This window comes from Brevundimonas sanguinis (genome assembly GCF_029636725.1).
Lineage (GTDB): Bacteria > Pseudomonadota > Alphaproteobacteria > Caulobacterales > Caulobacteraceae > Brevundimonas > Brevundimonas sanguinis.
The window spans coordinates 1,536,962-1,562,928 of the sequence record NZ_CP116770.1 but is presented as its reverse complement, the minus strand read 5'-3'; the positions used below and the strand labels follow the sequence as shown (position 1 = coordinate 1,562,928).

General features: G+C 67.2%; 22 protein-coding genes. 7 read left to right on the top strand and 15 right to left on the bottom strand.

Annotation, left to right across the window (positions count from 1 at the left end):
* Positions 1–11 precede the first annotated feature (11 nt).
* The gene (locus PIB44_RS07825; protein ID WP_376787740.1) at positions 12–1,568 is read left to right on the top strand and encodes an AMP-binding protein; all 1,557 of its coding nucleotides are present in this window, start codon (positions 12–14) and stop codon (positions 1,566–1,568) included.
* An 82-nt stretch (positions 1,569–1,650) separates the two neighbouring features.
* The gene (locus PIB44_RS07820; protein WP_025976997.1) at positions 1,651–2,061 is read left to right on the top strand and encodes a DoxX family protein; all 411 of its coding nucleotides are present in this window, start codon (positions 1,651–1,653) and stop codon (positions 2,059–2,061) included.
* Between the two features lie 21 nt (positions 2,062–2,082).
* On the opposite strand, the gene ygiD is transcribed toward PIB44_RS07820, so the two are convergent.
* From ygiD to PIB44_RS07805, 3 genes are all read right to left on the bottom strand, one after another.
* Entirely contained in the window at positions 2,083–2,838 is a 756-nt protein-coding gene (gene ygiD, locus PIB44_RS07815) for a 4,5-DOPA-extradiol-dioxygenase (RefSeq protein WP_278068927.1), read from the bottom strand.
* A 120-nt stretch (positions 2,839–2,958) separates the two neighbouring features.
* Entirely contained in the window at positions 2,959–3,423 is a 465-nt protein-coding gene (locus PIB44_RS07810) for an NUDIX hydrolase (RefSeq protein ID WP_278068926.1), read from the bottom strand.
* Positions 3,420–4,277 carry a M15 family metallopeptidase gene (locus tag PIB44_RS07805; protein ID WP_278068925.1) on the bottom strand — a complete coding sequence of 286 codons (858 nt, stop codon included), beginning with the start codon at positions 4,275–4,277 and terminating at the stop codon, positions 3,420–3,422. Before PIB44_RS07805 ends, PIB44_RS07810 begins: the two co-directional genes overlap by 4 nt.
* A gap of 120 nt (positions 4,278–4,397) precedes the next feature.
* On the opposite strand from PIB44_RS07805, the gene PIB44_RS07800 reads away from it, so the two are divergent.
* Both PIB44_RS07800 and mazG read left to right on the top strand, forming a co-directional pair.
* A complete protein-coding gene (locus PIB44_RS07800; protein ID WP_278068924.1) occupies positions 4,398–5,783 on the top strand; it encodes an MFS transporter in 1,386 nt (461 codons plus the stop codon).
* The gene (gene mazG, locus PIB44_RS07795; RefSeq protein WP_278068923.1) at positions 5,784–6,572 is read left to right on the top strand and encodes a nucleoside triphosphate pyrophosphohydrolase; all 789 of its coding nucleotides are present in this window, start codon (positions 5,784–5,786) and stop codon (positions 6,570–6,572) included.
* A 1-nt stretch (position 6,573) separates the two neighbouring features.
* Here mazG and PIB44_RS07790 read toward each other — a convergent pair whose 3' ends face one another.
* From PIB44_RS07790 to dusB, 7 genes are all read right to left on the bottom strand, one after another.
* Positions 6,574–8,202, bottom strand: coding sequence for a Na+/H+ antiporter (locus PIB44_RS07790; RefSeq protein WP_278068922.1), 1,629 nt, complete (start codon positions 8,200–8,202; stop codon positions 6,574–6,576).
* A gap of 7 nt (positions 8,203–8,209) precedes the next feature.
* Positions 8,210–9,523, bottom strand: a complete 1,314-nt coding sequence (hflX, locus tag PIB44_RS07785) for a GTPase HflX (protein ID WP_278068921.1) — start codon at positions 9,521–9,523, stop codon at positions 8,210–8,212.
* Entirely contained in the window at positions 9,524–9,769 is a 246-nt protein-coding gene (gene hfq / locus PIB44_RS07780) for an RNA chaperone Hfq (RefSeq protein ID WP_003164861.1), read from the bottom strand.
* Between the two features lie 110 nt (positions 9,770–9,879).
* Positions 9,880–10,740, bottom strand: a complete 861-nt coding sequence (locus PIB44_RS07775) for a D-amino-acid transaminase (RefSeq protein WP_278068918.1) — start codon at positions 10,738–10,740, stop codon at positions 9,880–9,882.
* Positions 10,740–12,146 (bottom strand): nitrogen assimilation response regulator NtrX, encoded by a 1,407-nt coding sequence (ntrX, locus tag PIB44_RS07770; RefSeq protein WP_025976988.1) that lies wholly within the window; start codon positions 12,144–12,146, stop codon positions 10,740–10,742. Before ntrX ends, PIB44_RS07775 begins: the two co-directional genes overlap by 1 nt.
* 10 nt (positions 12,147–12,156) lie before the next feature.
* The gene (locus PIB44_RS07765) at positions 12,157–14,406 is read right to left on the bottom strand and encodes a sensor histidine kinase NtrY-like (protein WP_278068917.1); all 2,250 of its coding nucleotides are present in this window, start codon (positions 14,404–14,406) and stop codon (positions 12,157–12,159) included.
* Complete coding sequence (gene dusB, locus PIB44_RS07760) at positions 14,406–15,455, bottom strand: tRNA dihydrouridine synthase DusB (protein ID WP_278068916.1); 1,050 nt, start codon at positions 15,453–15,455, stop codon at positions 14,406–14,408. The genes PIB44_RS07765 and dusB overlap by 1 nt, the downstream gene beginning before the upstream one ends.
* Before the next feature lie 66 nt (positions 15,456–15,521).
* Here dusB and PIB44_RS07755 point away from each other — a divergent pair, with 66 nt between their 5' ends.
* The gene (locus tag PIB44_RS07755) at positions 15,522–16,664 is read left to right on the top strand and encodes a bifunctional 2-C-methyl-D-erythritol 4-phosphate cytidylyltransferase/2-C-methyl-D-erythritol 2,4-cyclodiphosphate synthase (protein WP_278068915.1); all 1,143 of its coding nucleotides are present in this window, start codon (positions 15,522–15,524) and stop codon (positions 16,662–16,664) included.
* 4 nt (positions 16,665–16,668) lie between these two features.
* Here the strand turns inward: PIB44_RS07755 and PIB44_RS07750 are convergent, their stop codons facing one another.
* Complete coding sequence (locus PIB44_RS07750; RefSeq protein WP_278068914.1) at positions 16,669–17,976, bottom strand: diguanylate cyclase domain-containing protein; 1,308 nt, start codon at positions 17,974–17,976, stop codon at positions 16,669–16,671.
* 215 nt (positions 17,977–18,191) lie between these two features.
* Here PIB44_RS07750 and PIB44_RS07745 point away from each other — a divergent pair, with 215 nt between their 5' ends.
* Positions 18,192–19,088 carry a YihY/virulence factor BrkB family protein gene (locus PIB44_RS07745; RefSeq protein ID WP_051582071.1) on the top strand — a complete coding sequence of 299 codons (897 nt, stop codon included), beginning with the start codon at positions 18,192–18,194 and terminating at the stop codon, positions 19,086–19,088.
* On the opposite strand, the gene PIB44_RS07740 is transcribed toward PIB44_RS07745, so the two are convergent.
* Both PIB44_RS07740 and PIB44_RS07735 read right to left on the bottom strand, forming a co-directional pair.
* Entirely contained in the window at positions 19,054–19,224 is a 171-nt protein-coding gene (locus PIB44_RS07740) for a sulfurtransferase TusA family protein (RefSeq protein WP_318035456.1), read from the bottom strand. The two genes, PIB44_RS07745 and PIB44_RS07740, sit on opposite strands and share 35 nt — an antisense overlap.
* A 68-nt stretch (positions 19,225–19,292) precedes the next feature.
* Positions 19,293–19,787: a CinA family protein gene (locus PIB44_RS07735; RefSeq protein WP_145915905.1), complete on the bottom strand. Its 495-nt coding sequence runs from the start codon at positions 19,785–19,787 to the stop codon at positions 19,293–19,295.
* Positions 19,788–19,860: 73 nt separating this feature from the next.
* Here PIB44_RS07735 and PIB44_RS07730 point away from each other — a divergent pair, with 73 nt between their 5' ends.
* Positions 19,861–22,137, top strand: a complete 2,277-nt coding sequence (locus tag PIB44_RS07730) for a fused MFS/spermidine synthase (RefSeq protein WP_278068911.1) — start codon at positions 19,861–19,863, stop codon at positions 22,135–22,137.
* Here the strand turns inward: PIB44_RS07730 and mfd are convergent.
* Both mfd and PIB44_RS07720 read right to left on the bottom strand, forming a co-directional pair.
* Positions 22,134–25,583, bottom strand: coding sequence for a transcription-repair coupling factor (mfd, locus tag PIB44_RS07725; protein ID WP_278068910.1), 3,450 nt, complete (start codon positions 25,581–25,583; stop codon positions 22,134–22,136). The two genes, PIB44_RS07730 and mfd, sit on opposite strands and share 4 nt — an antisense overlap.
* A complete protein-coding gene (locus tag PIB44_RS07720) occupies positions 25,583–25,912 on the bottom strand; it encodes an FAD assembly factor SdhE (RefSeq protein WP_278068909.1) in 330 nt (109 codons plus the stop codon). The genes mfd and PIB44_RS07720 overlap by 1 nt, the downstream gene beginning before the upstream one ends.
* Positions 25,913–25,967 lie beyond the last annotated feature (55 nt).

Sequence of the window (25,967 nt, the reverse complement as noted above, 5' to 3'; positions counted from 1 at the left end):
GGACGTGCTTGCTGCGGGCAGCCCTGGACCCCAAGGTCTATGAAGAGACCCTGTTCGACGCGCTGGTCGATGCGCGCGCCCGCTACGGCGACAAGGAGATTCTGGAGGACCAGGATCGCCACCCCCTGACCTATACAGGCCTGATCCGCGCCGCCTTCGTGCTGGGCCGCAAGATCGCCAAACTGACAAAACCGGGCGAACGCGTCGGCGTGCTGTTGCCGTCCAGCGCGGGCGTGGTGGTGACCTTCTTCGCCCTGCACGCCTTCGGCCGGGTGCCGGTCATGCTGAACTTCACCTCGGGCGAGGCCAATCTGAAGGCGGCGCTGAAGACGGCAGGCGTCAAGAAGATCCTGTCGGCCAAGCGCTTCGTGACCCAGGCCAAGCTGGACGACCTGGTGGAGACCCTCGGCGAGGTCTCCGAAATCGTCTGGCTGGACGACATCCGCAAGACCATCGGCCTGGCTGACAAGCTGTATGGCCTCAGCGCGGGCATGGCGCCCAAGCGCTTCCGCGTGAAGACCGATCCGGATTCGGCGGGCGTGGTCCTGTTCACCTCCGGCAGCTTCGGCGCACCCAAGGGCGTGGTGCTCAGCCAGAAGAATCTGGTCGCCAATGCGCGTCAGGTGGCGGCCCACATCAACCTGGATCCCGACTGGGTGATGTTCAATCCGCTGCCGACCTTCCACTGCTTCGGTCTGACCGGCGGGGTGCTGCTGCCCCTGTTGCAGGGGCTGAAGGCGTTTGAATACCCCTCTCCGCTGCACGCCAAGCAGATCACCGACCTGCTGCCCCAGGTGAAGGCGTCGATCCTGTTCGCCACCGACACCTTCCTGAACCAGTACGCCCGCGTGGCCGAGCCCGGCGACTTCGCCACGCTGCAGTTCGCCGTGGCGGGCGCCGAGAAGGTGCGCGACGAGACGCGCCAGATGTTCAACACCAAGTTCGGCGGCGTCGAACTGCTGGAAGGCTATGGCGCCACCGAGGCGGCGCCAGTCGTGGCCGTGAACCATCCCGACCGCAACCGGCCGGGCACGGTGGGCCAGATCCTGCCGGGCATGGAGTACCGGATCGAACCGGTCGAGGGCATTGCGGTCGGCGGCCGCCTGTTCCTGCGCGGCCCGAACGTGATGAAAGGCTATATCTCGCCGAACGACTCGGACAATTTGGAGCCTCTGGCAGACGGTTGGCACGACACGGGCGACATCGTCGACATCGACGCCGAGGGCTACATCACCATCTTGGGGCGCGTGAAGCGCTTCGCCAAGATCGGCGGCGAGATGGTGTCTCTGACCGCCGTCGAAGGCATGGCCGGCGCCGTCTGGCCGGCTGGCCACCACGCGGTGGTCGCCATCCCTGACAGCAAGAAGGGCGAGCGCCTGGTGCTAGTCACCGACGTCGCAGGAGCCGAGAACGCCCAGCTGACGGAGTGGGCCCGCGAGAACGGAGCGCCCGAACTGGCCGTGCCGAAGCGGATCATCAAGGTCGACAGCATTCCCGTCTTGGGCACGGGCAAGACCGACTATGTGACGATCCAGAAGCGGGTCGAGGAGGAATTGAAGGGCGCCTGACAAGGCGCTTGCCGTTCGCCGCCAGTGTCCTAACCTCGACGGTTCGGTCCCGCTCTCGGGACGCCACGACCGAGGAGACTTCATGGCTCGACGTTCGACATCCCTGGCCGGCTGGGAGCCGCATTTCCTCAGCCTTCTCAGACTTGTCTCCGGCCTGCTGCTGCTTCAGCACGGCGCGCAGAAGGTCCTCGGCTTTCCCCCCGGCGGACGCGGCGGCGGGATTGACCTGTCGACGCTGGCGGGCTGGTCCGGACCAATCGAACTGGTCGGCGGCGTGCTGATGGTGCTGGGCCTGTTCAGCCGCCCGACCGCCTTCATCCTGTCCGGCTTCACCGCCGCAGCCTACTGGATGGTGCACGCGCCGCAGAGCCCCTACCCCATCAACAACGGCGGGGAACTGGCGGCCCTGTACTGCTTCGTCTTCCTATATCTGGTCTTCGCCGGACCGGGGCCGTGGTCTCTGGACAGCGCCCTGCGCGGCGGCCGACGCTGACACGCGCGACGCGGCGTCCGGTCAGCCGATCCGGACGCCCGTCATGGAGATCGAACCGCCGTCGATCACGTCATTGAAGAAGCTCAAGGGCTCGCCGGGCGCCTGCTGGGCGGCGACATAAAGCAGCGGCAAATAGTGCTCGTCCGTCGGCACGCTGAGCTGCGCCTGTTCGGCCAGATGGACCCAGTCGATCAGGGCGTCATGGTCGCCCGCTATGAAGGCGCGTTTCACCGCCTCATTGAAATCGACCGCCCAGTCGTACGGCTCGCCGCCCGCCCGCTTCCACGTCCGCAGATTGTGCACGAAGTCGCCCGAACCAGCGACGATCACGCCTTCGTCCCGCAAGGGGCGCAGGCGCTTGGCCAGTTCATAATGACCACGGGCGTCAATGGTGCGATCCAGCGACAGTTGCACCACGGGCACGTCGGCGTCGGGCCAGACGTGCGCCAGCACGGACCAGGTTCCGTGATCGAGGCCCCACTGGGTTGTCTGCACGGCGCCGGTCAGTTCCGACACGCGGCTGGCCAAGGCGGGAGACCCCGGCGCGGGATATTGTATGGCATGAAGTTCAGCCGGAAAGCCCCCGAAATCATGGATGGTTTCCGGTCGTTCCTGCGCCGTCACGGCCAGACCCTGCGTCTCCCAGTGAGCCGAGATCATGACCACGCCTTTCGGTTTGCCGATCTCCTGCCCCAAGGTCCGCCAGGCGTCGGCGAAAGGACCGCCTAGGGCGTTCATGGGCGAACCATGACCAAAAAACACTGCGGGCTGGCGCATGATCTTAACCGTGCGGCTTCTTGGGCGTTACGGCTCCGGGGAGAGTGAAATACGATGCTTATACAGCAACTGTGTCGGTGCCTAATCTAGGCGCTCTATCCGGAGCGGCAAGAGGCTCCGTCAAGAATCCTCCAGGCCGATGGGGCAGATGCGCTGATAGAACGCCGGCTCGCCCGGAACCCGCGCGCCTCGCGACAGCAGAAAGCGATGCTCGACCACCATGGCCTGCTGTTCGATGTTCAGGCCGATCCATTCGCAAGCGTCATCGACAGGATAGGCATAGGCGCCCGGCCCGTCGCCCGCCTTCAGCTTGCCGGTCAGCAGGTTGACGCCGTTCTGCGCCTGCCAGACGTGAACCAGTTCGTGGATGAAGACCGCCTGCGTCCTGAGCGGCGCCTGCGACAGGTCCGGCGCCAGCGTCGCACTGGGCCAGACGATCCAGTCACGTCCAAACCAGCGCCCCGGCACGAAGGCGCGATCGAACGGCCAGGGCGAGCCCAGAAAGCGAATATCGTCCACCCGCAGGTCGCGTCCGAACACCTCGCGCGCCAGCGCCGCTTCGCCGTGCGCCAAGGGGCGGATCATCGACCGACCCACTCCCAATGCCAGGGCTCATAGACATAGGGGACGAAGCCGAACCGCCCCGCATTCTTGACCAGCCAGCGATAGGTCGGGGTCTGGCTCATGTGGCGGCGGCTGTGAACATCGGTGGAATCAACGCCCATGCCCTGCAGGTGGCCGACATACAGATCGACCGCCGTGCCCGTGCGGTGCGGCGAGCAGACGGCGCGGCGCAGGCCGTCGCAATTGCCGTCACGTGCACATCGCGCCGCGTCAGCCTCCGGGTCGCGGAAGGAAGAAAAGACGCGCAACAGTTCCGGCTCGGCGGCGATCTCAGGGACTTCGGCGCGGGCAGCCGCCGCCATCGCGCGATAGGCCTCCAGCACATCGCGACGCAGCAGGCGCGTCAGACGTTCAGCATGTTCCTCGCCGGTCGTCAGATAGGCCAGGTCGGCCACCGGCGGCGGATCAGGGCATTCCCCCCTCACCCGCGCCATGACGAAGGGCCGCCGCTCCTGCCACAGGCCGCGCAACACCTGAAACGTCGCCTGGTCGAACCGTCCGCTGGCCGTCAGTCCATAGCGCGCCTGGAACGCGGCCAGGGCTTCCGCGAAACCCGCCGATGTCGGATCGCAGGGCGAGCCAACCTCATGCTGGATCAGCGGCACATAGACTTCCCAGCCCAGTTCCGACGGCCCGAAAGGAACCCATTCCAGCGCATAAAGGGAGATGGCGTTCGCCTCGGCCGTATCGTCCCAGGCGCCAGGCGCCCGGTCGCAGATCTGGGCGGTCGGTGCAGGTTCCGGCGCCTCGGCGTGAGCCTGTCCGGCGACGGCGGCGGCCAGGGCGGCGATAACGAAGGCGGACGCTTTCCACATGCCCGCAGCAGGCCTCAGGATGAGAGTCGCCGCAACCCCTCTCGCGGTCTTCGCGCCTGCGTCGAAAACCTGCATGGTGACGATTGCGGCCGACTCGCGCCGTGATCGGGCCGTGACCGCATGACCGCACCCCCCGCGCCTTCGTCCGCCACAGCTGCGCCCGACGCGCCGCGCCGCTCCAACGCCATCCTGGCCGCCTTTTCCGGGCCCTGCCTGCCGCTGGCGGCTTTCGGCGTCGCCCTGCCCGTCACCCTGCCTGAATTCTACGCCACCCACGTCGGCATGGAGATGGGCATGGTGGCCGCCGTCTTCATGGCGGTGCGGCTGATCGACATCCTGTTCGACCCCTTTATCGGCTGGGGGATGGACAGGACCCGCACGCGTCTGGGCCGCTATCGCCCGTGGATGGCCGTGGCGACGCCGATCCTGATGCTGGCGGCGCTGATGATGTTCGTGACGGTCCAGCCGGGCGCCGGGCCGGTCTACCTGTTCGCCTGGCTGCTGGTGCTCTACCTCGGCTTCTCGATGGGAACGCTGGGCCAGTTGGGCTGGGCCGCCGTGCTGGCGCCTCAGTACGACCAGCGCAGCCGCGTCTATGGCTGGTGGCAGGTGTTCAACATCATCGGCGTGATCCTGATCCTGATCCTGCCGACCATCGTGGTGAAGACGGGCCTGGGGAACTACGTTGACGGGGTGCATATCATGGGCTGGGCCATCATCATCGCCCTGCCCCTGACCATCGGCTTGGCCATGGTCGCCGTGCCCGAGCCGGTCAACGCAGGCGCCGCGCCGCACGGCGGCCCGCGCGCCTATCTGGCCCTGTTCAGGATGAAGACGGTGCGCAAGCTGCTGATCGCTGACCTGCTGCTGGGCATTGCGCCGGGCATCACCGGGTCGCTGCTGTTCTTCTTCTTCGGCCAGATCAAGGGTTACGACCACACCCAGGCGTCGCTGTTCATGCTGATCTACTTCATGGCCGGTCTGGTGGGCGCGCCCATCTGGGCCTGGCTGGCGACCCGGATCGGCAAGGACCGCGCCCTGGCCGTGGCCAGCCTGATCTTCGCCGTCTTCTACGTCGGCGCGACCTTGGTTCCGGGCGGGAACTTCGCCCTGACGGCGGTCGCCATGTTCATCGCCGGCCTGCCCTATGCGGCCGGTCTGTTCCTGTTGCGCGCCATGATGGCGGACGCCGGCGACGAGGTGCGGCTGGAGACGGGCGTGGACCGCACCGGCCTGATGTTCTCCATCCTGTCGGCCACGACGAAGATGGGGCACGTCTTCGCGCTTCTGCCTTACGCCATCCTGCCTCTGGTCGGGTTCAAACCTCTGCCGGGACCAGAGGGGAACAGCGACTTCTCCTTGTTGATGCTGCAGATCCTGTTCATCGCCGTGCCGGGCCTGCTATTGGCGGCCACCGCCTGGGTGCTGAAGGGCTATCCCCTGACCGCTCAGCGACACGATGAAATCCGCGCCGCCCTGGCGCAAAGAGACGCCGGACACGCCTGAATGACCCACCCCGTCGACCGCCTGAAAGAGATCATGGTTCGCCTGCGCGATCCGAACGGCGGCTGCCCCTGGGACGTGGAGCAGACCTTCCAGACGATCGCCCCCTATACGATCGAGGAAGCCTATGAGGTCGCCGACGCCATCGAGCGCGGCGACATGGACGAACTGAGGGTGGAACTGGGCGACCTGCTGTTCCAGGTCGTCTTCCACTCGCGCATGGCCGAGGAAGCCGGGCATTTCCGGCTGGAAGATGTGGCCGATGCCATGGCCGACAAACTGATCCGCCGCCATCCGCACGTCTTCGGCGAAGAAGCCGCGAAGGCCACCGGCCCGGCCCAGAAGGCCCGTTGGGAAGACATCAAGGCGGCCGAGCGCAAGGCCAAGGAACAGCATGGCGTGCTGGACGACGTGCCGGTCGGCCTGCCCGCCCTGACCCGCGCCGCCAAGCTGACCAAGCGCGCAGGCCGCGTCGGCTTCGACTGGCCCTCGACCGACGAGGTGTTCGATAAGCTGGCCGAAGAGGTTCAGGAACTACGCGCCGAGATCGCCGCCGGTGACAAGGAGAAGGCGCGCGAGGAGTTGGGCGATCTTCTGTTCGTGGTCGCCAATCTGGCCCGCAAGCTGGAGGTCGAACCGGAAGACGCCCTGCGCGCGGCCAACGCCAAATTCGTGCGTCGCTTCGAGTTTATTGAAACCGAGCTGCAAAAGGACGGCCGTACGCCGGAACAGTCCGACCTGCCAGAAATGGACGCCCTGTGGGACGCCGCAAAGGCGGCCGAGCGAGCCTGAGCTAGATGTAGCGCAACTCCTGCAGGTCGATCTCGCGGATCAACTTGCGGGCCGTTTCTTCATCAATGAGCCGTTGGCGGCCGAGGCGGACCAGTTCCTCTCGCTCGGCGGCAAGCCCTGCCAGTCGAAGGCGGCGCTCGATGTCATCGGAGCGGCGAGCCTGGACCACGGCGTCATCCTCCATGCTGGCGCGCATGTCGATACGGTGCCGATAGACCTCCATGACCCGTGTCGCGGTTTCGGTGTAGAAGTCGGGGTCCGCCTTCCCTTCGGCCATCAAGTGCTGGGCGTCCTCGATGGCGCGGATGGCGGCCCAGGCGGCGGCGACACGAGAGCGGTTTTCCTCGGCCTCATGGTCATCCTCGGGCGGCAGTTGGACGCCCTTCAACAGGCGCGGCAGGGCGATGGTCGCCAGCACCAGCGAGACGATGATCACGCCCGCCGCCAGAAAGATGGCCAGGTTGCGCGCCGGCATCGGCGACCCGTCGCCCAGATACAAGGGCAAGGTCAGGATACCGGCCAGGGTGATCGCTCCGCGCACGCCCGCCAGAGACATGACCGCCACGAGCCTCAAACCGACCTTGGGCTGGGCGCGACGGCCCTTGCGGCGGAACAGGGTCAGCTTCAGCGAGGTCCACACCCAGACGAAGCGCAACGCCGCCAGGGCCGCGACAATGGCGAAGACGTAAACGGCCAGCCACCATAGCTCGCTGTGCTGGGTCGTGCGGATCACCTCGGCCGCGCGCGCCATAATGGAGGGCATTTGCTCGCCCAGGATGACGAAGATCAGGCCGTTGCCGACGAACTGGACCGTGTCCCACACCACGGCGCGGCGAATGCGGGTCGCGGCCAGGGCCGACCCCTGCCGCTCGGTGAAGCTCATGGTCACGCCCGCCGCCACCGCCGCCAGGATGCCCGAAGCATGGATGGTTTCCGCCGCCAGATAGGCCGCGAAGGGCATCAGCAGGCTGATCAGGATCTGGCCGCCGACATCCTCGCCCCAGCGGCGGCTTATGAAGGCCTTTACCAGCCCTATGGCCAGGGTGACGCCGATCCCGACCGCCACGCCCGCCAGAGCCAGCCAGGCGAAGGTCCCAAAAGCGCTGCTCAGGGAAAAGGCGCCGGTCGTCGCCGCGATCACGGCGATCCGCATGCAGGTCAGGCCGCTGGCGTCGTTCAGCAGCGATTCGCCTTCCAGGATGTGCATCAGCCGCTTGGGTATCGGCGCCCGCCCAGCGATGGCCTGGACGGCTATCGGGTCCGTCGGCGACAGGATGGCCGCCAGGGCGAAGGCCACCGCCAGGGGCATGGTCGGGATCATCCAGTGGATCAGAAAGCCCAGCCCCAGAACGGTGAAGACCACCAGCCCCAGCGCCAGTTCCAGGATCACCACCTGGTCGCGGAACAGCGCCTCCTTGGGGATGCGCCAGCCGTCCACGAACAGCAGCGGCGGAAGGAACAGCAGGAAGAAGACGTCCGGCTTCAGATCGACCGACTCGCCGGTGATCAGCACCACCCCGGCCCCCAGCGCGATCTGCACCAGCGGCAGGGCGATGCGCGTGATGCGAGCCACCCATCCCGACAGCACCACGGCCAGCAACAGGAAGAGGATGGTCTCGATCAGGTGCATGACGGGATCAGTCGATCACGTCCGGATACAGCCGTTCAAGTCGCCCTAGCGCGGCGGGGTGCAGTCGAACCGTCAGGTGGACCCGGCCGTCATCATCCGTCTCGCGCCCCGTCACCCGGCCGTTGGCATAGAGCCACGCCAGCAGGTCGCCGCGATGCGGTTCGACCGTAAGCTGCGTCTCGGGGTCGTCGTCGATCAAGGCGGCGATGGTTTCGCGAAGCGCCTCGATCCCCTCGCCTGTCCACGCGGACACAGCCACCGCCGATCCCTCGCGCGCCAGACGTTCGGCCTGACCGACCACGGTTTCCCGCGTCTCTGGTTCCAGCAGGTCGATCTTGTTCCAGACCTCAAGGATGCGGCGCGTCTTGCCTTCCGGCGTCGGGATCTGCTCCAGCACCGTCTCGACGTCCTTGGCCTGGGCGGCGCTGTCGGGCGAGGCGATGTCGCGCACGTGCAGGATCAGGTCCGCCTCGCCCACCTCCTCCAGCGTGGCGCGGAAGCTCTCGACCAGTTCGTGCGGCAGGTCGGAGACAAAGCCCACGGTGTCGGCGATGATGGCCGGACGCCCCTGCGGCAGGCGGATGGTGCGCTGGGTGGTGTCCAGGGTGGCGAACAGCAGGTCCTTGGCCATTACCTCGGCCCCGGTCAGCCGGTTGAACAGCGTGGACTTCCCCGCATTGGTGTAGCCAACCAGGGCGACCGACGGGAACGGGACCTGTTTGCGCGCCTTGCGGTGCAGGCCGCGCGTGCGGCGCACCTCCTCCAGCTCGGCCTTCAGGCGGACGATGCGGTCGGCGATCATCCGCCGGTCCAGCTCGATCTGGGTTTCGCCGGGACCGCCGACGCCGCCCGTGCCGCCGCGTTGACGCTCCAGGTGGGTCCAGGTGCGGACAAGACGCGAGCGTTCGTATTCCAGCCGGGCCAGCTCGACCTGGAGGCGACCTTCACGCGTGCGGGCGCGGCGCCCGAAGATTTCGAGGATCAGGCCGGTGCGGTCGATGACCTTGATGTCCCAGAAACGTTCCAGGTTGCGCTGCTGCACCGGCGTCAACTGGTCGTCGATGACGACCGCCTCGGCGTCGGCGGCCAGGATCAGGGCCGAAATCTCTTCCAGCTTGCCGCGTCCGATCAGGGTGGCGGGCGTGACGGAGCGCAGGCGCACGATTTCCTGCGCCCGCACGTCAAGGTCCAGCGCCTGGGCCAGGCCCACGGCTTCTTCCAGACGTTCGGAAGCATGGCGCGCATTGTCGCCGCGACGGTCGGGGTGGATTACGACAGCCCGGATCAGCGGGACGGCGTGGTCAATGAGTTTGGAGGTCAATCAGTCTTCTTCGGCGTCGGGCTCGTACAGCTGCACGGGCGCGGACGGCATGATGGTCGAGATGGCGTGCTTGTAGACCAGCTGCGATTGGCCATCGCGACGCAGCAGCACACAGAAGTTGTCGAACCAAGTGACGATGCCCTGAAGCTTGACGCCGTTCACCAGGAAGATGGTCAGCGGGGTCTTCGTCTTGCGGACGCTGTTCAGGAAGGTGTCCTGGAGGTTCTGTCGTTTGTCTTGCGACATGGCAGGTTGATCCTGTTCTTGGTCTTTTTCATCGACGGCGGAATGGCCGCGAGGCGGGACGTCGCCCGCATTCGCGACCTTAGCCATGCCCCCGCCGGTGCGGCAACGGCTTAAATGGCCTCGCGGCGCGCCTGTTCCAGATAAATCTCGCGCAGACGGGTCGCCACCGGGCCGGGCTTGCCCTCGCCGATGCGGGTTCCGTCCAGCGACACGATCGGCATGACGAAGGAACTGGCCGCCGTGACGAAGATTTCACGCGCGCGCTTGGCCTCTTCGACGCTGAAGGCGCGCTCTTCCAGTTCGATGCCCTCGGCTTCCACCAGTTTCAGAATCGCCGCGCGGGTGATGCCGCGCAGAATGTTGGCCTGAGTGTCGCGGGTCCTCAGCTTGCCGTTCTCATCAACGATCCAGGCGTTGGTCGAGGAGCCCTCGGTCACCATGCCCATTTCGTCGAACAGGATGGCCTCATAGGCCCCGCGCTCGCGAGCCGCCTGTTTGGCCAGGGCGTTGGGCAGCAGGCCGACGGTCTTGATGTCGCAACGGCCCCAGCGCATGTCCGGGTGGGTGACGCCGGCGGCGCCCCTGGCGGCCAGGGCTTCGCCCTTCTTCAGGTCAACAGACTTGGCCGTGACAATGACGCTGGGCGCTACATCCTTGGGGAAGGCGTGATCGCGCGGAGCGGTGCCGCGCGTGATCTGGATATAGACCAGGCCGTTGCGCACCCGGTTGCGGCGGATCGTTTCACGCAAGACGATGCCCAGAGACTGGGCCGACATGGGAATGTCGATGCGCAACTCGGTCAGGCTGCGCGCCAACCGGCTCAGATGCCCCTCATAGTCAGCCAGCCTGCCGTCAAACACGGACCAGACCTCATAGACGCCGTCGGCGAACTGAAACCCGCGATCCTCGATGTGAACCACGGCCTGACCGTGCGGCTGATAAACGCCGTTTACATAGGCGACCCTGGACATCAGGCGCCCTCTCCTTCTTCGTCTCCGCCGCGTGCGGGCGACACGCCCAGCGACTTAAGCTTGCGATGCAGCGCCGACCGCTCCATGCCGATGAAGGCGGCCGTGCGCGAGATGTTGCCGCCGAAGCGCATGATCTGCGCCGACAGATATTCCCGCTCGAACACCTCCCTGGCTTCACGCAGCGGCAGGGCGATGATGCGATCGGCGCTGAGCGAGGCGGGGCTGGCGGACGACGCCACCTCCTGCGGCAGCATGTCCGCCGTTATCGGCTCGTCCGCCGTCCCGGTCGCCAGGATCAGCAGGCGTTCGACATTGTTGCGCAGTTGTCGGACGTTGCCGGGCCACGGGTGGACCTGCAGCACAGCCAGGGCGTCATCGGCGATGCGGCGATGCGGCAGCCCCTGCGACGCCGACAGGTTATCGACGAAATACTCGACCAGTTCGCTGATATCCTCGCGACGTTCGGACAGCGGCGGGACGCGGATCGGCACCACGTTCAGACGGTGGAACAGGTCCTCGCGGAAGCGCCCTTCGCTAATCTCCAGACGCAGATCGCGCGAGGTCGAACTGATGACCCGCACGTCGACCTGAACATCCTGTTCGCCGCCGACGCGGCGGAACCGCTGCTCGACCAGAACACGTAGGATACGGCTCTGGCTCTCGCGGGGCATGTCGGCCACGTCGTCCAGGAACAGGGTGCCGTTATGCGCCTGCTCAAAGACGCCGATCTTGCGCGGACGGCCGTCGCCGCCTTCTTCGCCGAACAGTTCGACGTCAAGGCGCTCGGGCGTCATGCCGGCGGCCGAGATCGCCACGAACTCGGCCCTGGCGCGCGGGCTGGCGTCGTGAATCTGGCGTGCGACCAGTTCCTTGCCCGAGCCCGGAGGCCCGGCGATGAGGATGCGGCTGTTGGCGGGTGCCACCTTGGAGATGGTGCTGCGCAGCGCCTGCGCCGCCACCGACTTGCCGATCAGGCCGGTGGGCGTCAGCGTCTGGGCGCGCAGGCGACGGTTCTCGCGCTTCAGGGACGCCGCTTCCAGCGCCCGCTCGACCACCACCACCAGCCGGTCGGACTTGAAGGGCTTTTCGATGAAGTCATAGGCGCCGCGCTTCAGGGCGCTGACCGCCGTTTCAATATTGCCGTGGCCCGAGATCATGACGACCGGCAGGTCCTCATCCAGTTCGCGCACCACATCCAGCAATTCCAGGCCGTCCAGGCCGCCGCCCTGCATCCAGATGTCCAGGACCGCCAGCGACGGCTTGCGCGCCTTGATGGCGGCCAGGGCTTCGTCGGAGTTGGCGGCCGTGCGGACCGCGTGGCCTTCGTCCTCCAGCAGGCCGGAAACCAGCTCGCGGATATCGGCTTCGTCGTCGACGACCAGAATGTCGGCACCGGTGCTTTTCATGACGCCTCTCTTACTCCGCCGTCCGCATCGCGCTGGACGCGCGAGCGACGGCCTTATGATCCTGGCTCAGGGGGAAGGTCAGGCACACGCGCGCGCCTGACAAGGTTTCGGCGTCGGCCAGCTTCAGCTCTCCGCCGTGGTCTTCACAAATGCGCTTGACGATGGCCAGGCCCAGGCCCGTCCCCTTCTCGCGCGTCGTTACATAAGGTTCGGTCAGCCGGTCCCGATCCTTGGCAGGCAGGCCGACGCCGTCGTCCTCAATGACGAAGGAGGCGAAACCGTCCTCGACCGTCAGACGGGCGATGATGCCCAGACCGGGCTCCGTCACCCCGTCCCGCTCGCGCCGACCGGCCACCGCCTCGCCTGCGTTCTTCAGGATGTTGGCGAGGGCCTGACGCACCATGCGACCGTCCGCCTGCATCACGACGTCCGGCAGGGGCTCGATCAGATCGACGCCGATATCCCCCGCTGCAACGCGCTGGGCGAACACCGCCTCGCGCAGCATTTCGGCCGGATTCTCGCGTGAGAAACGAGGCGCGGGCATCCGCGCGAAGGACGAGAATTCGTCCACCATCCGTCCGATATCGCCGACCTGGCGGATGATGGTCTCGGTACAGCGATCGAAGACTTCGACATCCTCGCCGACCTGCTCGCGATAGCGGCGACGCAAGCGTTCGGCCGACAGCTGGATCGGGGTCAGCGGGTTCTTGATTTCATGGGCGATGCGCCGCGCCACATCGCGCCAGGCGGCGTTGCGCTGGGCCGTGACCAGACGCGTGATGTCGTCGAAGGTCAGCACCATCTCGCCGCCCTGCCCGCCTTCGATACGGACCCGCAGGCGCAGCGCCTCTCCGTTGCGGTCGATGTCGATGTCTTCTTCGATATGGGCCTCGCCGCGCTCGGACAGTTCGCCCAGTTCCGGCGCCACCTCGGCCAGACGACGCCCCTGCACATGGTCGGCGTCCAGTCCCAAAAGGTGGCTGGCGCTGTCGTTGATAGCCGAGATGCGGCGCTTGCGGTCCAGGCCGATAACGCCCGCGCTGACGCCCGACAGCACGGTTTCAATGAAAAGGCTTCGGGCCTGAGCTTCGTCCGAGGCGGTCTTCAAGGCGGCCTGCTGGGTCTTGATGTCCTGCGTCATGCGGTTGAACGCTTCGGAAAGGACGATCAGCTCTGCCGGCGCCTCAGCATTATCGACCCTCGCGTCCAGATCGCCGCCGGCGACCTGATCCGCCGCCCGCACCAGTCGCCCGATCGGCGCCGAGATCGAACTGGCCGCCGACATGGCCAGCCACACCGCGCCGACCAGCACCAGCAGGGCCGTCTCAAGATAGCTGAGGGCGAAAGCCGCCTGGATGCGGGCGCGGCTTTCCTCCGCCTCGCGATAGGCGGTGATGGATTCCTCGCCGTTGCGCATCCGCTGGATCAGGCCCGGCGCCAGCGGGCGAACGACGTAGAGATAGGCGTCGCCATAGTCAGGCAGCGGATAGAGGGCGCGAACCGTATCGGGGTTCTCCGTCACCGTGGTGGGGGCCACCTCGCCGCCCGCGACCGTCTCCAAGGCTTCGCGGGGCGGCGCGACATAGGGCGGGGCCCCGGGCCGCTCGCCGCTGGCCAGCACGCGGCCGTTCTGGTCGAGGATATAAAGCGCCGGATAGCCGAAGAAGTCGCCGATCTGAGCCAGGGCGCGGGAAAACTGGATACGGTTGTCGAACAGGCCCCGCACCCCGCCCAGTTCGGTGGACATGGTCTCCATGTCCGCCTCAAGCCCGCTGCCGACGTCGGCGACATAGGCGCGGCCGATCTCGGCCCCGTTCCTGACCGCCGATTGCACATTCGCGCTGAACCACTGATCGACGCCGCGGTTGACCAGAACGCCGAACACCAGGGCGATCAGCACGGCGGGCACGACCGAAACCAGCGAGAACAGGGTCACGAAGCGCAGATGCAGCCGCGCGCCCGGGTTGTAGCGGTTACGGAACAGGCGCAGCACCCGACCGCCGATCACAAAGGCCAGCCCGAAGATCAGGACCAGATTGGCCAGCAAGATGAACAGCACGGCCTGACTGGCCGCTGAGCGCGCATCTCCGCCGACGGTCGCGCCGGGCGCGATGGCGACCAGCCAGATCGCCGCCGCCGTGACGATGAAGGCGATCGCATAGGCTGTGCCGAACAGGGCGCGCGCCCGACCGCCAGCCAACCGCCCCCAGAGCGAAAGCTCCGAGTTGTGGTGATCAGCCGGGGCGGCGCGGTTCGACATCAAGCGATAGCTTCAACCACCTGTGGCCTATTTTCAACAGCGAAGTTGCGAGAATGCTTCACATCAAGCCACAGCGCCGTCAGCGCCTCCTCGACCTCCTCTGGCGTCTCCAGCCGGCAAAGACGCGCCTTGGCCGCTCGTCGCTCGGTGGGATTGGCCGGCCAGGGCGCCTGTTCGATGTACCAGCCCAGATGTTTGCGGAACATCTTCAGCCCCAGCGGCAGGCCGTAGAAGTCAGCCGAGGCCCGCAGATGCCGGATGATGATCGCCAGCCGTTCTTCCCGATCCGGCTCGCGCAGTTGCGTCCCGTCGATCAGGGCGCGCTCCAGATGCGCGGCCAGCCACGGCCGCCCATAGACGCCTCGACCCAGCATCAGGGCGTCGGCGCCGGATCGCGCCAAGGCCTCGCGCGCCTGTTCAGCGGTGATGATGTCGCCGTTGACGATGACGGGAATGGCCACCGCCTGCTTCACCTCGGCTACCGCGTCCCAGTCGGCGACACCGGTGTAGAACTGCTTGCGGGTGCGGCCGTGCACCGTCACCGCCGCCACGCCCAGCCCCTCGGCCCGACGCGCCAGGTCAGCGGCGTTCAGATTGTTGTCGTCCCAGCCGAGCCGCATCTTGACCGTAACCGGCCGACTGACGGCCTGTACGACCGCCTCCATGATCCGCGCCGCCTGATCCGGCGTCCGCATCAGGGCCGAGCCGCAGGCGGCGCCGGTGACTTCCTTGGCCGGACAGCCGAAGTTCAGGTCGATGATGTCGGCGCCGGCCTTCTGCGCCATGCGCGCGCCCTCGGCCATCGCCTCGGCGTCGCCGCCGACCAGCTGGATCACCGTCAGCGGCAGGCCCCCGCCGACGGCGGCGCGCCGCACCACGTCCGGCCGCGCGCGCGCCAGTTCGGCCGCCGCCACCATTTCGGTCGCCACGTAAGAGGCGCCCAGCTGCGAGGCCAGCACCCGGAACGGCAGGTCGGTGATCCCGGTCATGGGCGCCATCAGCACCCGCCCGTCGATCCTTACGTCCCCAATTTGCAGGCCAGTCTTCATACGGCTCCCTTAGCACCGAAGGCGCCCCCTCTCGTCAAGCGGAACCGGGACGCCTAGAAGGCCGTCATGGGATTCTCAGCGATTGTCGTCGCCGCCGGTTCGGGTTCGCGGGCCGGAGGCGCCAAGCAGTGGCGCGTCGTCGCCGGACGCCCGGTCGTCGCCTGGTCGGTCGAGGCTTTGCTGAAGGCCGGCGCGCGTGAGGTCGTGGTGGTGATCGCCGCCGACGCCGCGCCGATGGCCCAGACTGCTCTGGCAGCGCTATCCGGCTGGCGCGCCGTGCCCGGCGGCGCGACCCGGGCCGCCTCGGTTCAGGCCGGCCTGTCGGCGCTGACGGCGGATGACGCCGAGCCCGTGCTGATCCACGACGCCGCCCGGCCGTTCCTGAGCGCCGACATCATAGAGGCGCTGCTGCAGGGCCTTAAGGACGCCGACGGCGCCCTGCCCGCCCTTGCCGTCGCCGACAGCCTGCGTCGCGCCGAGGATGATTTCATTGTCGGCGGCGTCGATCGCGACAACCTCTGGCGCGCCCAGACGCCTCAGGCCTTCCGCCTGAAGACCATCCGCGACGCCTATGCCGCATGGCCGAACGATGAGACGGCGACCGACGAAGCCGCCGTGGTCGAGCGCGCCGGCGGCCGCGTCCGCTTGATCCCCGGCGATCCCCGCCTTTTGAAACTCACCTACCCTGAGGACTTCGCCATGGCCGAGGCGCTCGCCGCTCCCCGCACTGTCGTTCGCATCGGACAGGGCTTCGATGTCCATCGCTGGGGCCCCGGTTCGTCGGTCTGGCTGTGCGGGGTCGAGATTCCGCACGACCAGACCCTGATCGGCCATTCGGACGCCGATGCGGGCGTGCACGCCCTGACCGACGCCATTCTTGGCGCGATCGCCGACGGCGACATCGGCGACCATTTCCCGCCCAGCGACCCGCAATGGAAGGGCGCCGCCTCGGACCGTTTCCTGGTCTATGCGGCCGAGCGGGTGGCGGCGCGCGGAGGGCGCATCGTCAACGTGGACGTCACCCTGATCTGCGAGCAGCCCAAGGTGAAGCCTCATCGACAGGCGATGCGCGAGCGCCTGGCGGATCTGCTGAACTTGCCGCTGGACGCCGTCAGCGTGAAAGCGACCACCAGCGAGGGCCTTGGTTTCACAGGACGCGGCGAGGGTCTTGCCGCCCAGGCCGCCGTCTCGGTCGAACTGCCCGGCTAAGGCTTCAGACGCGGGCCAGTCCGGCGGCGGCTCGCTCAAGCAGGGTCAGCGCCGTGTCGTCGGGCCTCAACTGGGCCACCCCTACGTCCAGTTCCACGACGAATGGAGGGCGATCCTTGCCGGCGTCGAAGGCGGTGCAGGCGATGACGGCCGCGATCCGCTCAGCCGTGACGCGGGCCGAGGCTTCGTCGGCGGCGGGCAAGGCCAGTGCGAAGGTCTCGCTGGACAGGCGCGCAGCGGTGTCCTCGACCCTCACCAGCCGCGACACCATGGCGCCGACCTGGGGCATGGCCCTGTCCAGCCAGCCGCCCGCCCGCAGTTCGCCCAACTGCTGACGTCCCGCCACGCGCAGAACACCCACAGACAAATGCCGCGAGCGCAGTCGGGCGCCGTCCGCCAATCGGCCCAGATGCGAGGCGAAGAGGTCGCGGCTGAACAGGCCCGTCGCCGCGTCCATCAGTTCGCTGCTACGCACCGCATCCAGCGCCCGGCGCAGTCCCTGCTGCCGGCGATGGTTGCGCGCCAGGGCGACAATGCGGGCTGCGGCGTCCTCTTCCGGTGTGGTCGGATCGGCGACGTCGGCGAACCCTCGCCGGTAAAGGTCGCCCAAGGCCTCGCCCGCCTCCTCGTCCCGCAGGTAGAGCGTCAGCGGGATATGATAGAGACGCGTGTTGCGGCGCATTCCCGCAGCGATCGCCAAGGCCGGCGCGTGCGAACGATCGCCCCACAGCACGGCGCCGTCGAACGCGCGCTCATGCAGATAGTCAAACGCAGTATATGGGGTCGGCGCCGCCACCACCTCAGCTCCCAACGCCACCAGGGCGTTAGAAAGCGCCAGGAAGCGACGATCTGCAGCGCCGGCCGTCAGGATGTTCAGCGGCGCCGATTCCATGTCGGCCGCCGCCAGGTTGACGCCGTGCTGGCTGAACGTGGCCTGGCGCAGAACGAATTCTTCCTCCGCCACCGCCGCACGGGTCATCTGCTCCAGACGCATGGCCGCCTGAGCGGGGTGCGGAGCCTTGGACAGCGTCAGATCGCATCCATTGAGACCGGCCCCGCGCGGCGCGCCGACGCCTAGAATGGTCAGATAGCGCGCGTCGGTCGCGGATCGCAGCCGCGCGATCGCCGAGGCGTCCAGCAGCGACGTATCCACCACGGCGGCGTCAATCGTCAGGTCGTCCAGCGCCAGGACAGCCGCATCGAGATCGCGCGCGGTCAGGGTTCGCCAACCCAGTTGATCCAGGCCTTCGCACAGAGAATCCAGGGAGTCGTCAGCGCCGGCGACGACCAGCACGCGCGGATTGGAATGCAAGCAAGGATCTCCTGGCTTCGGCCGGCCGCCCCCGCCGCCGTATCCGAGCCTTGGGGCATGATACCGGCGCAGCGGCCGCCCGCAATGGGCAAGGCGACATATCGCCGGGCGACGGATCAGGGGTTCCAACTTCATGCCGAATGGGGTTAATCCCCCCGCTTGTTCGACGACGAGGCCTTGGATTGACCCAGCCCTTACCGCTCGCGGACCTGCCCATGCACATGGCGCGCCTCGCAGGCCGCGCCTTCGCCAGAAGCTGGGGCCGGGACGTCATGCTCTATACCGGCGGGGTTTCCTTTTTCGCCCTGCTGGCCCTGTTCCCGGCCATCGCCATCCTGATCGGCTTCTACAAGGCCGTTCTGACGATAGGACAGGTGAGCGAGCAGGCGGCGGCGCTGGCGGACGTCATCCCCTCGGCCGCGCGCACCCTGTTCCTGAACGAGATCGACCGCCTGGCCAATACTTCGGCGCGGACCGTGTCGCTGCAGAGCGCGATCGCCCTGGTGATCGGCGCCTACGCGGCGCATCGGGGCTTCAAGGCCTTGCTCGCGGGGCTGAACCTGATCCACGACGAGACCAAGCCGCTGGGCTTTTTCAAGTTCAACCTGCTGGCCTTCTTAGTCGCGCTTGCGGCCTTCGTGCTGTTCACCGTGGTGTCGGGCGCCGTCGTCACCTCGCGCCTGATGGAGCACGCCTATGTCGACCAACCAGGCGGCTGGATGACCCTGCCGCTCGATGGCTTGTGGCCCGCTCTCGGGCTGTGGCTGGGGCTGACCATGCTCTATCGATACGCCATGGCGCACGCCAAGCGCGTCGCCTGGAAGGCCGCCGTCATCGGCGGCCTGGTCGCCACGGTCATGTCCAGCTTCTTCTCGTGGCTGTGCACCATCTATGTCGAGCAGATCGTACATCTGGGCGCGACCTACGGCTCGGTCGGCGCCGTGGTGGTGCTGCTGATCTGGCTATCGTGGAACGTGAACGCCGTCTTCTATGGCGGCGCCTTCGCCACGGAACTGGAGATCGACTGGGAAAAGCGCGCCGCCCTGCCCCCGCCCGAGGCCTATCCCGATACGGTTGTCAGCCTGTCCGAGCGTCGCCGCTCTCGACAGTGATCTGAAGCACGCCGTCCGACTCTTCGATCCCAATGACCTGACCGCCCAACTCCTGCATCAGGAAGGGTACGTCGATCCGCGCCATCGGATCGGTCGCCAGCAACGTCCATTGCTCGCCCGCGCGGGCTCCCTCCATCGCCTTGCATAGCCTGAGGCTGGGCACGGGACATTTATGACCGCGCGCGTCGACGACGATCGGGTCGCTCATCGCGTCACGGCGTCGTGCAACAGGCCCAAGGCCACGCGCACGCTTTCCAACCGCACTTGGTCCCGCCCGATGGCGCCGAAGCGCTTTTCAACATGGGCGACGGACCCGTCCGCCCGCGCGATGGCGAAGTGAACCAGGCCGACCGGCTTGTCGCCCGAGCCGCCGCCTGGCCCGGCGATGCCGGTGACCGACACCGCGAACTGGGCCCGCGAGCGCGCCTTCGCGCCCTCGGCCATGGCCCGCGCCGTCGGTTCCGACACCGCCCCGAAACGCGCCAGCACGTCCTGCGGCACGCCCAGCATCTCCGTCTTGGCCTCGTTGCTGTAGGTGACGAAGCCCCGATCCACGACGGCTGAAGACCCGGCGATCGCCGTCAGGGCGCCCGCCACCAGCCCGCCGGTGCAGCTTTCGGCCGTAGCGATCATCAGACCGGCCTTGATCGCATGGCCGATCACGCCTTCAGCGATCGCCTCGATATCCTGCGGCAACATGGGAATTCGCTCCATCCTCGAGTCGTCCTAGCCTCGACCTGCGGAATCACCCGCTCGAGGTCGAAAGCAGCGCATGACCGAACACGTCCTGTCCCCGGCGCATCGCAGGATCGACGCGATAACACCTGCCGCCTTCGCCGTCGCCATCTTCACCTCGGCCAGCCTGGTTTTCCTGGTTCAGCCGATGGCGACCAAGCTGGTGCTGCCGTTGCTGGGCGGATCGCCGTCGGTGTGGAACACCGCCATGGTCTTCTTCCAGGCGGCGTTGCTGGCGGGCTATCTCTACGCCCACCTGCTGCAACGGATACCGTCGGTGCGGTGGCAGGCCATGACGCATCTGGCGCTGTTGGCGGCGGCGGCCGTTTTCCTACCGCTGAGCATTACTGAGACGTTGGGGGATCCTGACCCAGCCGCCCCGATCGGCTGGCTGCTGGGAGCTCTGTTGCTATCGGTCGGCGCGCCCTTCGCCATACTGTCAGCCACCGCGCCGCTGCTGCAGGCCTGGTATGCGCGCGCTCGCGTCGGTCGCCCCGACGGAGCCAACCCCTATGTGCTGTACGCCGCCTCCAACCTCGGCAGCTTTCTGGCGCTTCTGGCTTATCCGGTCCTGATCGAGCCGCTGGCGTCCCTGTCCGGGCAAAGGATCGGCTGGACGGTGGGATACGGCGTCTTCGCCGCCATGATCGTGGTGCTGGCGGTCCTCCTGCCGCGCGGTCTGGGCGCCGCGCGCACCGCCGCCTCGGACGAGCGTAGCCCGCCAATCCCCTGGACGCGCAAGATTATCCTGATCCTGCTGGCCGCTGCGCCCTCCAGCCTGATGCTGGGGGTGACTGCGCACCTTTCGACAGACGTGGCTTCGGCCCCCTTCCTGTGGGTCGCGCCGCTGGCGCTCTACCTGCTGACCTTCGTCATCGCCTTCCAGACGCGGCCGTGGATTCCTCTGTCCGTCAGCCTGATCCTGCAGGCGACCTTCACCGTGATGATCGGCGCCATGGTCGGCATGACGACAGGGCATTGGCTGATGCTGCTGGGGGCGCACCTGGCCGCCTTCTTCTTCACGACCCTGATGTGCCACCAGCAGTTGGCCGCCCGACGCCCGGCGCCGGACCGGCTGACCGAGTTCTACCTGTTGATGTCGCTGGGCGGGGTGCTGGGCGGGGCATTCACAGCCTTGCTGGCGCCGACGCTGTTCGAGACCGTGCTCGAATATCCGCTGGTCATGGTGCTGGTCTGTCTGGCGCGGCCCTGGCTGGGAGGACGTCCCGCCAAACATGAAGTCTGGCTGATGACGGCGGGCCTGACGATCGCCGTATCTGTACCGCTGCTGTTCGAGATGATGCGCTATGATGCATCGTTGCGCACAGTGTTCAGCGACTTCGGCCTGACTGCAACGGCGCAGATCATCCTCGGCGGCGCCGCCATCTGCGCCTTCCTGATCCGCGATCGCGTGCTGATGTTCACGGCTGTCGTCGCCGCCATGACGCTGTCGGCCCACTACATCGGCCGCGGTTACGACTGGAGCCTGTCCGAGCGCAGCTTCTTCGGCGTCATGCGTGTGGCGGTCACGCCGGACCCCAAGATGGGCGGCGACGTTCACGTGCTGATGCACGGCACGACCCTGCACGGCGCCCAGGCGCGCAACCCCGACTTCGCCTGCGCCCCGACCATGTACTATGCCGAGACCACGCCTCTCGGGCAGGCGGCCGAACTGATCCAGGCCCGCGGCCCGGGCGCCGTTATCGGCGTGGTGGGTCAGGGCTCGGGCGCAATGGCGGCCTATAAGCGCGCCTCGGATCAGATGACCTTCTTCGAGATCGACCCGATGGTCGACCGGCTGTCGCGCGATCCGAAGTGGTTCACCTTCATCTCGAACTGCGCTCAAGGCCCGGTCCGCACCGTCCTGGGCGATGCACGGCTAACGCTGAACAAGGAGCCGGCAGGCTCCTACGACCTGTTGGTGATCGACGCCTTCTCATCCGACGCGGTGCCGACCCATCTGCTGACGCGCGAGGCGATCGAGGGCTATCTCAAGCTGCTGAAGCCGACGGGCGTCGTGGTGCTGCACCTGTCCAATCGCAACCTGGAGATCACCCTGCCCGCCGTCGCCGCCGCGCGCGAACTCGGCGCCGCCGAACTGCACCAGATCTACATCGAGCACCCCGACGCCGCCCTGATGGCCGAAGCCTCGACCGAGGCCCTGGTCATCTCGCCTACGCCCGAAGGTCTGGCCGACTTCAAGGCCGACGGCCGCTGGCGCAAGCTGGAGCCGACCGAAGTGCGCCCCTGGACCGACGACTACGTCAATCTGTTCGGCGCCCTTGTGCGCAGCATGAGGGGGCGCGCCGGCTAGGCCGCGCCCGCCACCCGCGCCAGATCGGCGGTGATGCGCTCGGCGACCTTCAGACGGTCGTCGGGCGTGGGCCATTCGCCCTTCACCACGATCTTCTGGTCCGGCCGGATCTTCCAGAAGGCGTGGTTCTTCTGGATCAGACCCACCAAGCCCATCGGATTGGGGAAGGTGTTGTTGCGCAGCGTCAGCACCGCGCCCTTGGGCCCGATGTCGATCTTCTCGATGCAGGCCGTCCGGCAGTTGGCCTTGACGCCGACGATCCGCAGGAGTTGCTGCGCCTCGTCCGGCAGCGGGCCGAACCGGTCGATCAGCTCGGCCGCGAGCGCCTCGCGATCCTCCATATTCTCGGCGTCCGACAGGCGACGATAAAGGCTGAGGCGAAGGTTCAGGTCCGGGACGTAATCCTCTGGAATCAATACAGCCGCGCCGACATTGATCGAGGGCGACCAGCCGCGATCCGGCGCCGCCTCGCCCTGCTCGCGCAGTTCGGCGACGGCGTCTTCCAACATCTGCTGATACAGTTCGACGCCCACCTCGCGGATGTGGCCCGACTGTTCGTCGCCCAGCAGATTGCCGCCGCCGCGCTGGTCCAGATCGTGGCTGGCCAGTTGGAAGCCCGCGCCTAGGTTGTCCAGAGACTGCAGCACCTGCAGCCGCCGCTCGGCCGACAGGCTCAGCGGCTTGGTCGGATCGGTCGTCAGATAGGCGAAGGCCCGCGCCTTGGAACGGCCGATGCGGCCCCGGATCTGATGCAGTTGGGCCAGACCGAACATGTCAGCACGGTGCACGATCAGGGTGTTGGCCGTCGGAATGTCGATGCCGCTCTCGACGATGGTGGTCGAGACCAGCACGTCATACTCCCCGTCATAGAAGGCGCTCATCACCTCCTCCAGTTGGGTCGGGCTCATCTGGCCGTGGCCGACGACGAACTTCACCTCTGGCACCTGTTCGCGCAGGAATCGCTCGATGTCCGGCAGGTCCTTCAGGCGCGGCGCGACGTAATAGGCCTGGCCGCCGCGATACTTCTCGCGCAGCAGGGCCTCGCGCACCAGCACCGGATCCCATGGCGTCACATAGGTCCGCACCGCCAGGCGGTCGACCGGCGGGGTGGCGATGATCGACATCTCGCGGATGCCCGACAGCGCCATCTGCAGGGTGCGCGGGATCGGCGTGGCCGTCAGGGTTAGCAGGTGAACATCGGCCCGCAGGGACTTCAGCTTCTCCTTGTGCTTCACGCCGAAGTGCTGCTCCTCATCGACGATGACGAGGCCGAGGTCCTTGAAGCCGACCTGATCGGCCAGCACGGCGTGGGTTCCGACGACGATCTCGAAGCTGCCGTCCTTCAGGCCGGCGCGCGTCTCGTTGGCGTCCTTGGCCGTGACCATGCGCGACAGGTGACGCACCTTGATCGGCCAACCGGCGAAGCGTTCGCTGAAGGTCTTGAAGTGCTGGCGGGCCAGCAGCGTCGTCGGACAGACAATGGCGACCTGTTGCCCCGTCATGGCGACGACGAAGGCTGCGCGCAGGGCGACCTCCGTCTTGCCGAAGCCGACGTCGCCGCAGATCAGACGATCCATCGGCGTGCCCTTGCCCAGGTCTTCCAGCACGTCGCCGATGGCGTTCAGTTGGTCGTCCGTCTCCTCGTAAGGGAAGCGGGCGCAGAACTCGTCGAACAGACCGGCGGGCGGCGTGATTGCGTCGGACACCCGCAGCGCGCGCTTGGCGGCCAGGGCGATCAGTCCTTCGGCCATGGCGCGCAGGCGTTCCTTGGCCTTGGCCTTGCGCGCCTGCCAGCCCGCGCCGCCCAGACGGTCCAGCTGAACCCCTTCGGCGTCTGTGCCGTAGCGCGTCAGAAGGTCAATGTTTTCAACCGGCAGGTACAGCTTGCTCTCACCGGCGTAGAGGAGTTCCAGGCAATCGTGCGGCGCCTCTTGGATCTCCAGCGTGCGCAGGCCCTCGTAGCGGCCGATGCCGTGATCCAGGTGGACGACCAGATCGCCCGCCGTCAGAGCCGAGGCCTCGGCCAGGAAGTTGGACGCCCGCCGCTTGCGTTTCGGCCGCGCCAGCCGGTCGCCCAGGATGTCGGTCTCGGAGATGACGGCCAGGTCGTCGGTCACGAAGCCGTGCTCGACCGGCAGCACCGCGCGCAGATAGACCCCCTCGGGCGCCACTTGCACGTCGTCCCAGTCGCGCACCGCCACGACGTGCGTCAGGCCGTGATCGCCCAGCATGGCGGCCAGACGCTCGGCCGAACCTTCGGACCAGGAGGCGAACAGAACGCGCTTGCCCTGCGCCTTCAGCGCCTCGGCGTGCTGGGCCACGGCGGCGAACAGGTTGACGCTGTCCTGCGACCGTTCGGCGGCGAAGCTGCGGCCCAGACGGCCGCCTGCGTCCTCGCCCGAACCGGCGGCCAGCGGCGACAGACGACGCACGGCGCGACCCGCCAGGGCGCTGTTCCAGTCGCCGTCGTCCAGATAAAGCCGCGCGGGCGGCAGGGCGCGATAGGCGGCCCCGCCCTTGCCGCGCGCGGCCTCCTTGCGCGCCTCATAGGCGTCGACGGTCAGGTTCCAGCGCTCCCCGCGCGCCTGCTCCGCCTGGCTGTCCAGAAAGACCGGCGCCGCATCCGGCAGATAGTCGAACAGCGTATCCAGCCGATCGTAGAACAGTGGCAACCAGTGCTCAACGCCCTGACGGCGCGCACCCTCGCTGACGGCGGCGTACATCGGCTCGTCGCCCGGCGCGCCGAACAGATTCAGATAGCCGCTGCGGAAACGCGAGATGGCGTCCGCGTCGAGCAGCACCTCCGACACCGGGGACAGCGAAACCGCCTTCAGCTGGCGCGTCGAGCGCTGGGTCTCGGGATCGAAGGCGCGGATCGATTCCAGCTCGGAACCGAACATGTCGAGGCGCACAGGCTCTTCGAATCCCGGCGGGAAGACGTCGATCACCCCGCCGCGAATAGCGTACTCACCACGTTCAGACACGGTGGAGGCGCGAACATAGCCGTTCGCCGTGACGTAACGTTCCAGAGCCGCCGTATCGAGATCGGCTCCGACCTTTGCGGCGAACCCGGCGCCGGTCACGGCGCTGCGCGGCGGGGTGCGCTGGGCGGCGGCGGCGACAGTGGCGACCACCAGCAGCGGCGTCCTGTCCGCCGGATCGCGCGTCGCCAGCCGGGTCAGCGTCGCCATGCGCTGGGCCGCGACCGAAGCCGTCGGGCTCAGCCGATCATAGGGCAGACAATCCCACGAAGGATATTCAAGAACTTCAACATCCTTGGCGAAAAAACGAAACGCCTGGATGAAGTTTCCTGTGCGTTGATAATCGCGCGCAACGAACAGGGCGGTCCCGCCCTGCGCCTTGATGCGATCAGCGACGATCAGGGCGTCCAGTCCCTCAGGCGCGCCGCCCAGCTCCATGTCGGCCCGCGCCGGCGCGCCGTCCATCAGCCGATGCCCTTGGCGACTTCAGCCGCAACGTGCTCGCGCATGAAGGCGCGGATGCGGGCCATCATCGGCCCGTCGAACTCAGGCGGGGTCGGTTCGCGTTCGATGATCCAGGCGTAGAGGTATTGATCCTCTTCATCGAGCAGGGTCTCGAGTTCGGTCAGCTCGTCGTCGTTCAGCGTCGGCGCGACCTGGTCGGTGAAGGGCCCCAGCACCATGTCGGCCTCGCGAAAGCCTCGGCGCCAGGCGCGGAAGGACAGGCGCCCCAGGCGCGTCTTGCGGTCGTCGGTGTTCTGGGCGTCCTCAGGACGTGCGTCGATATCGGCCACGCTGTTTCCTTGCCTGTCCGTTCACTTCGGTAAGAGGCGGATCAGATAGCGTTCC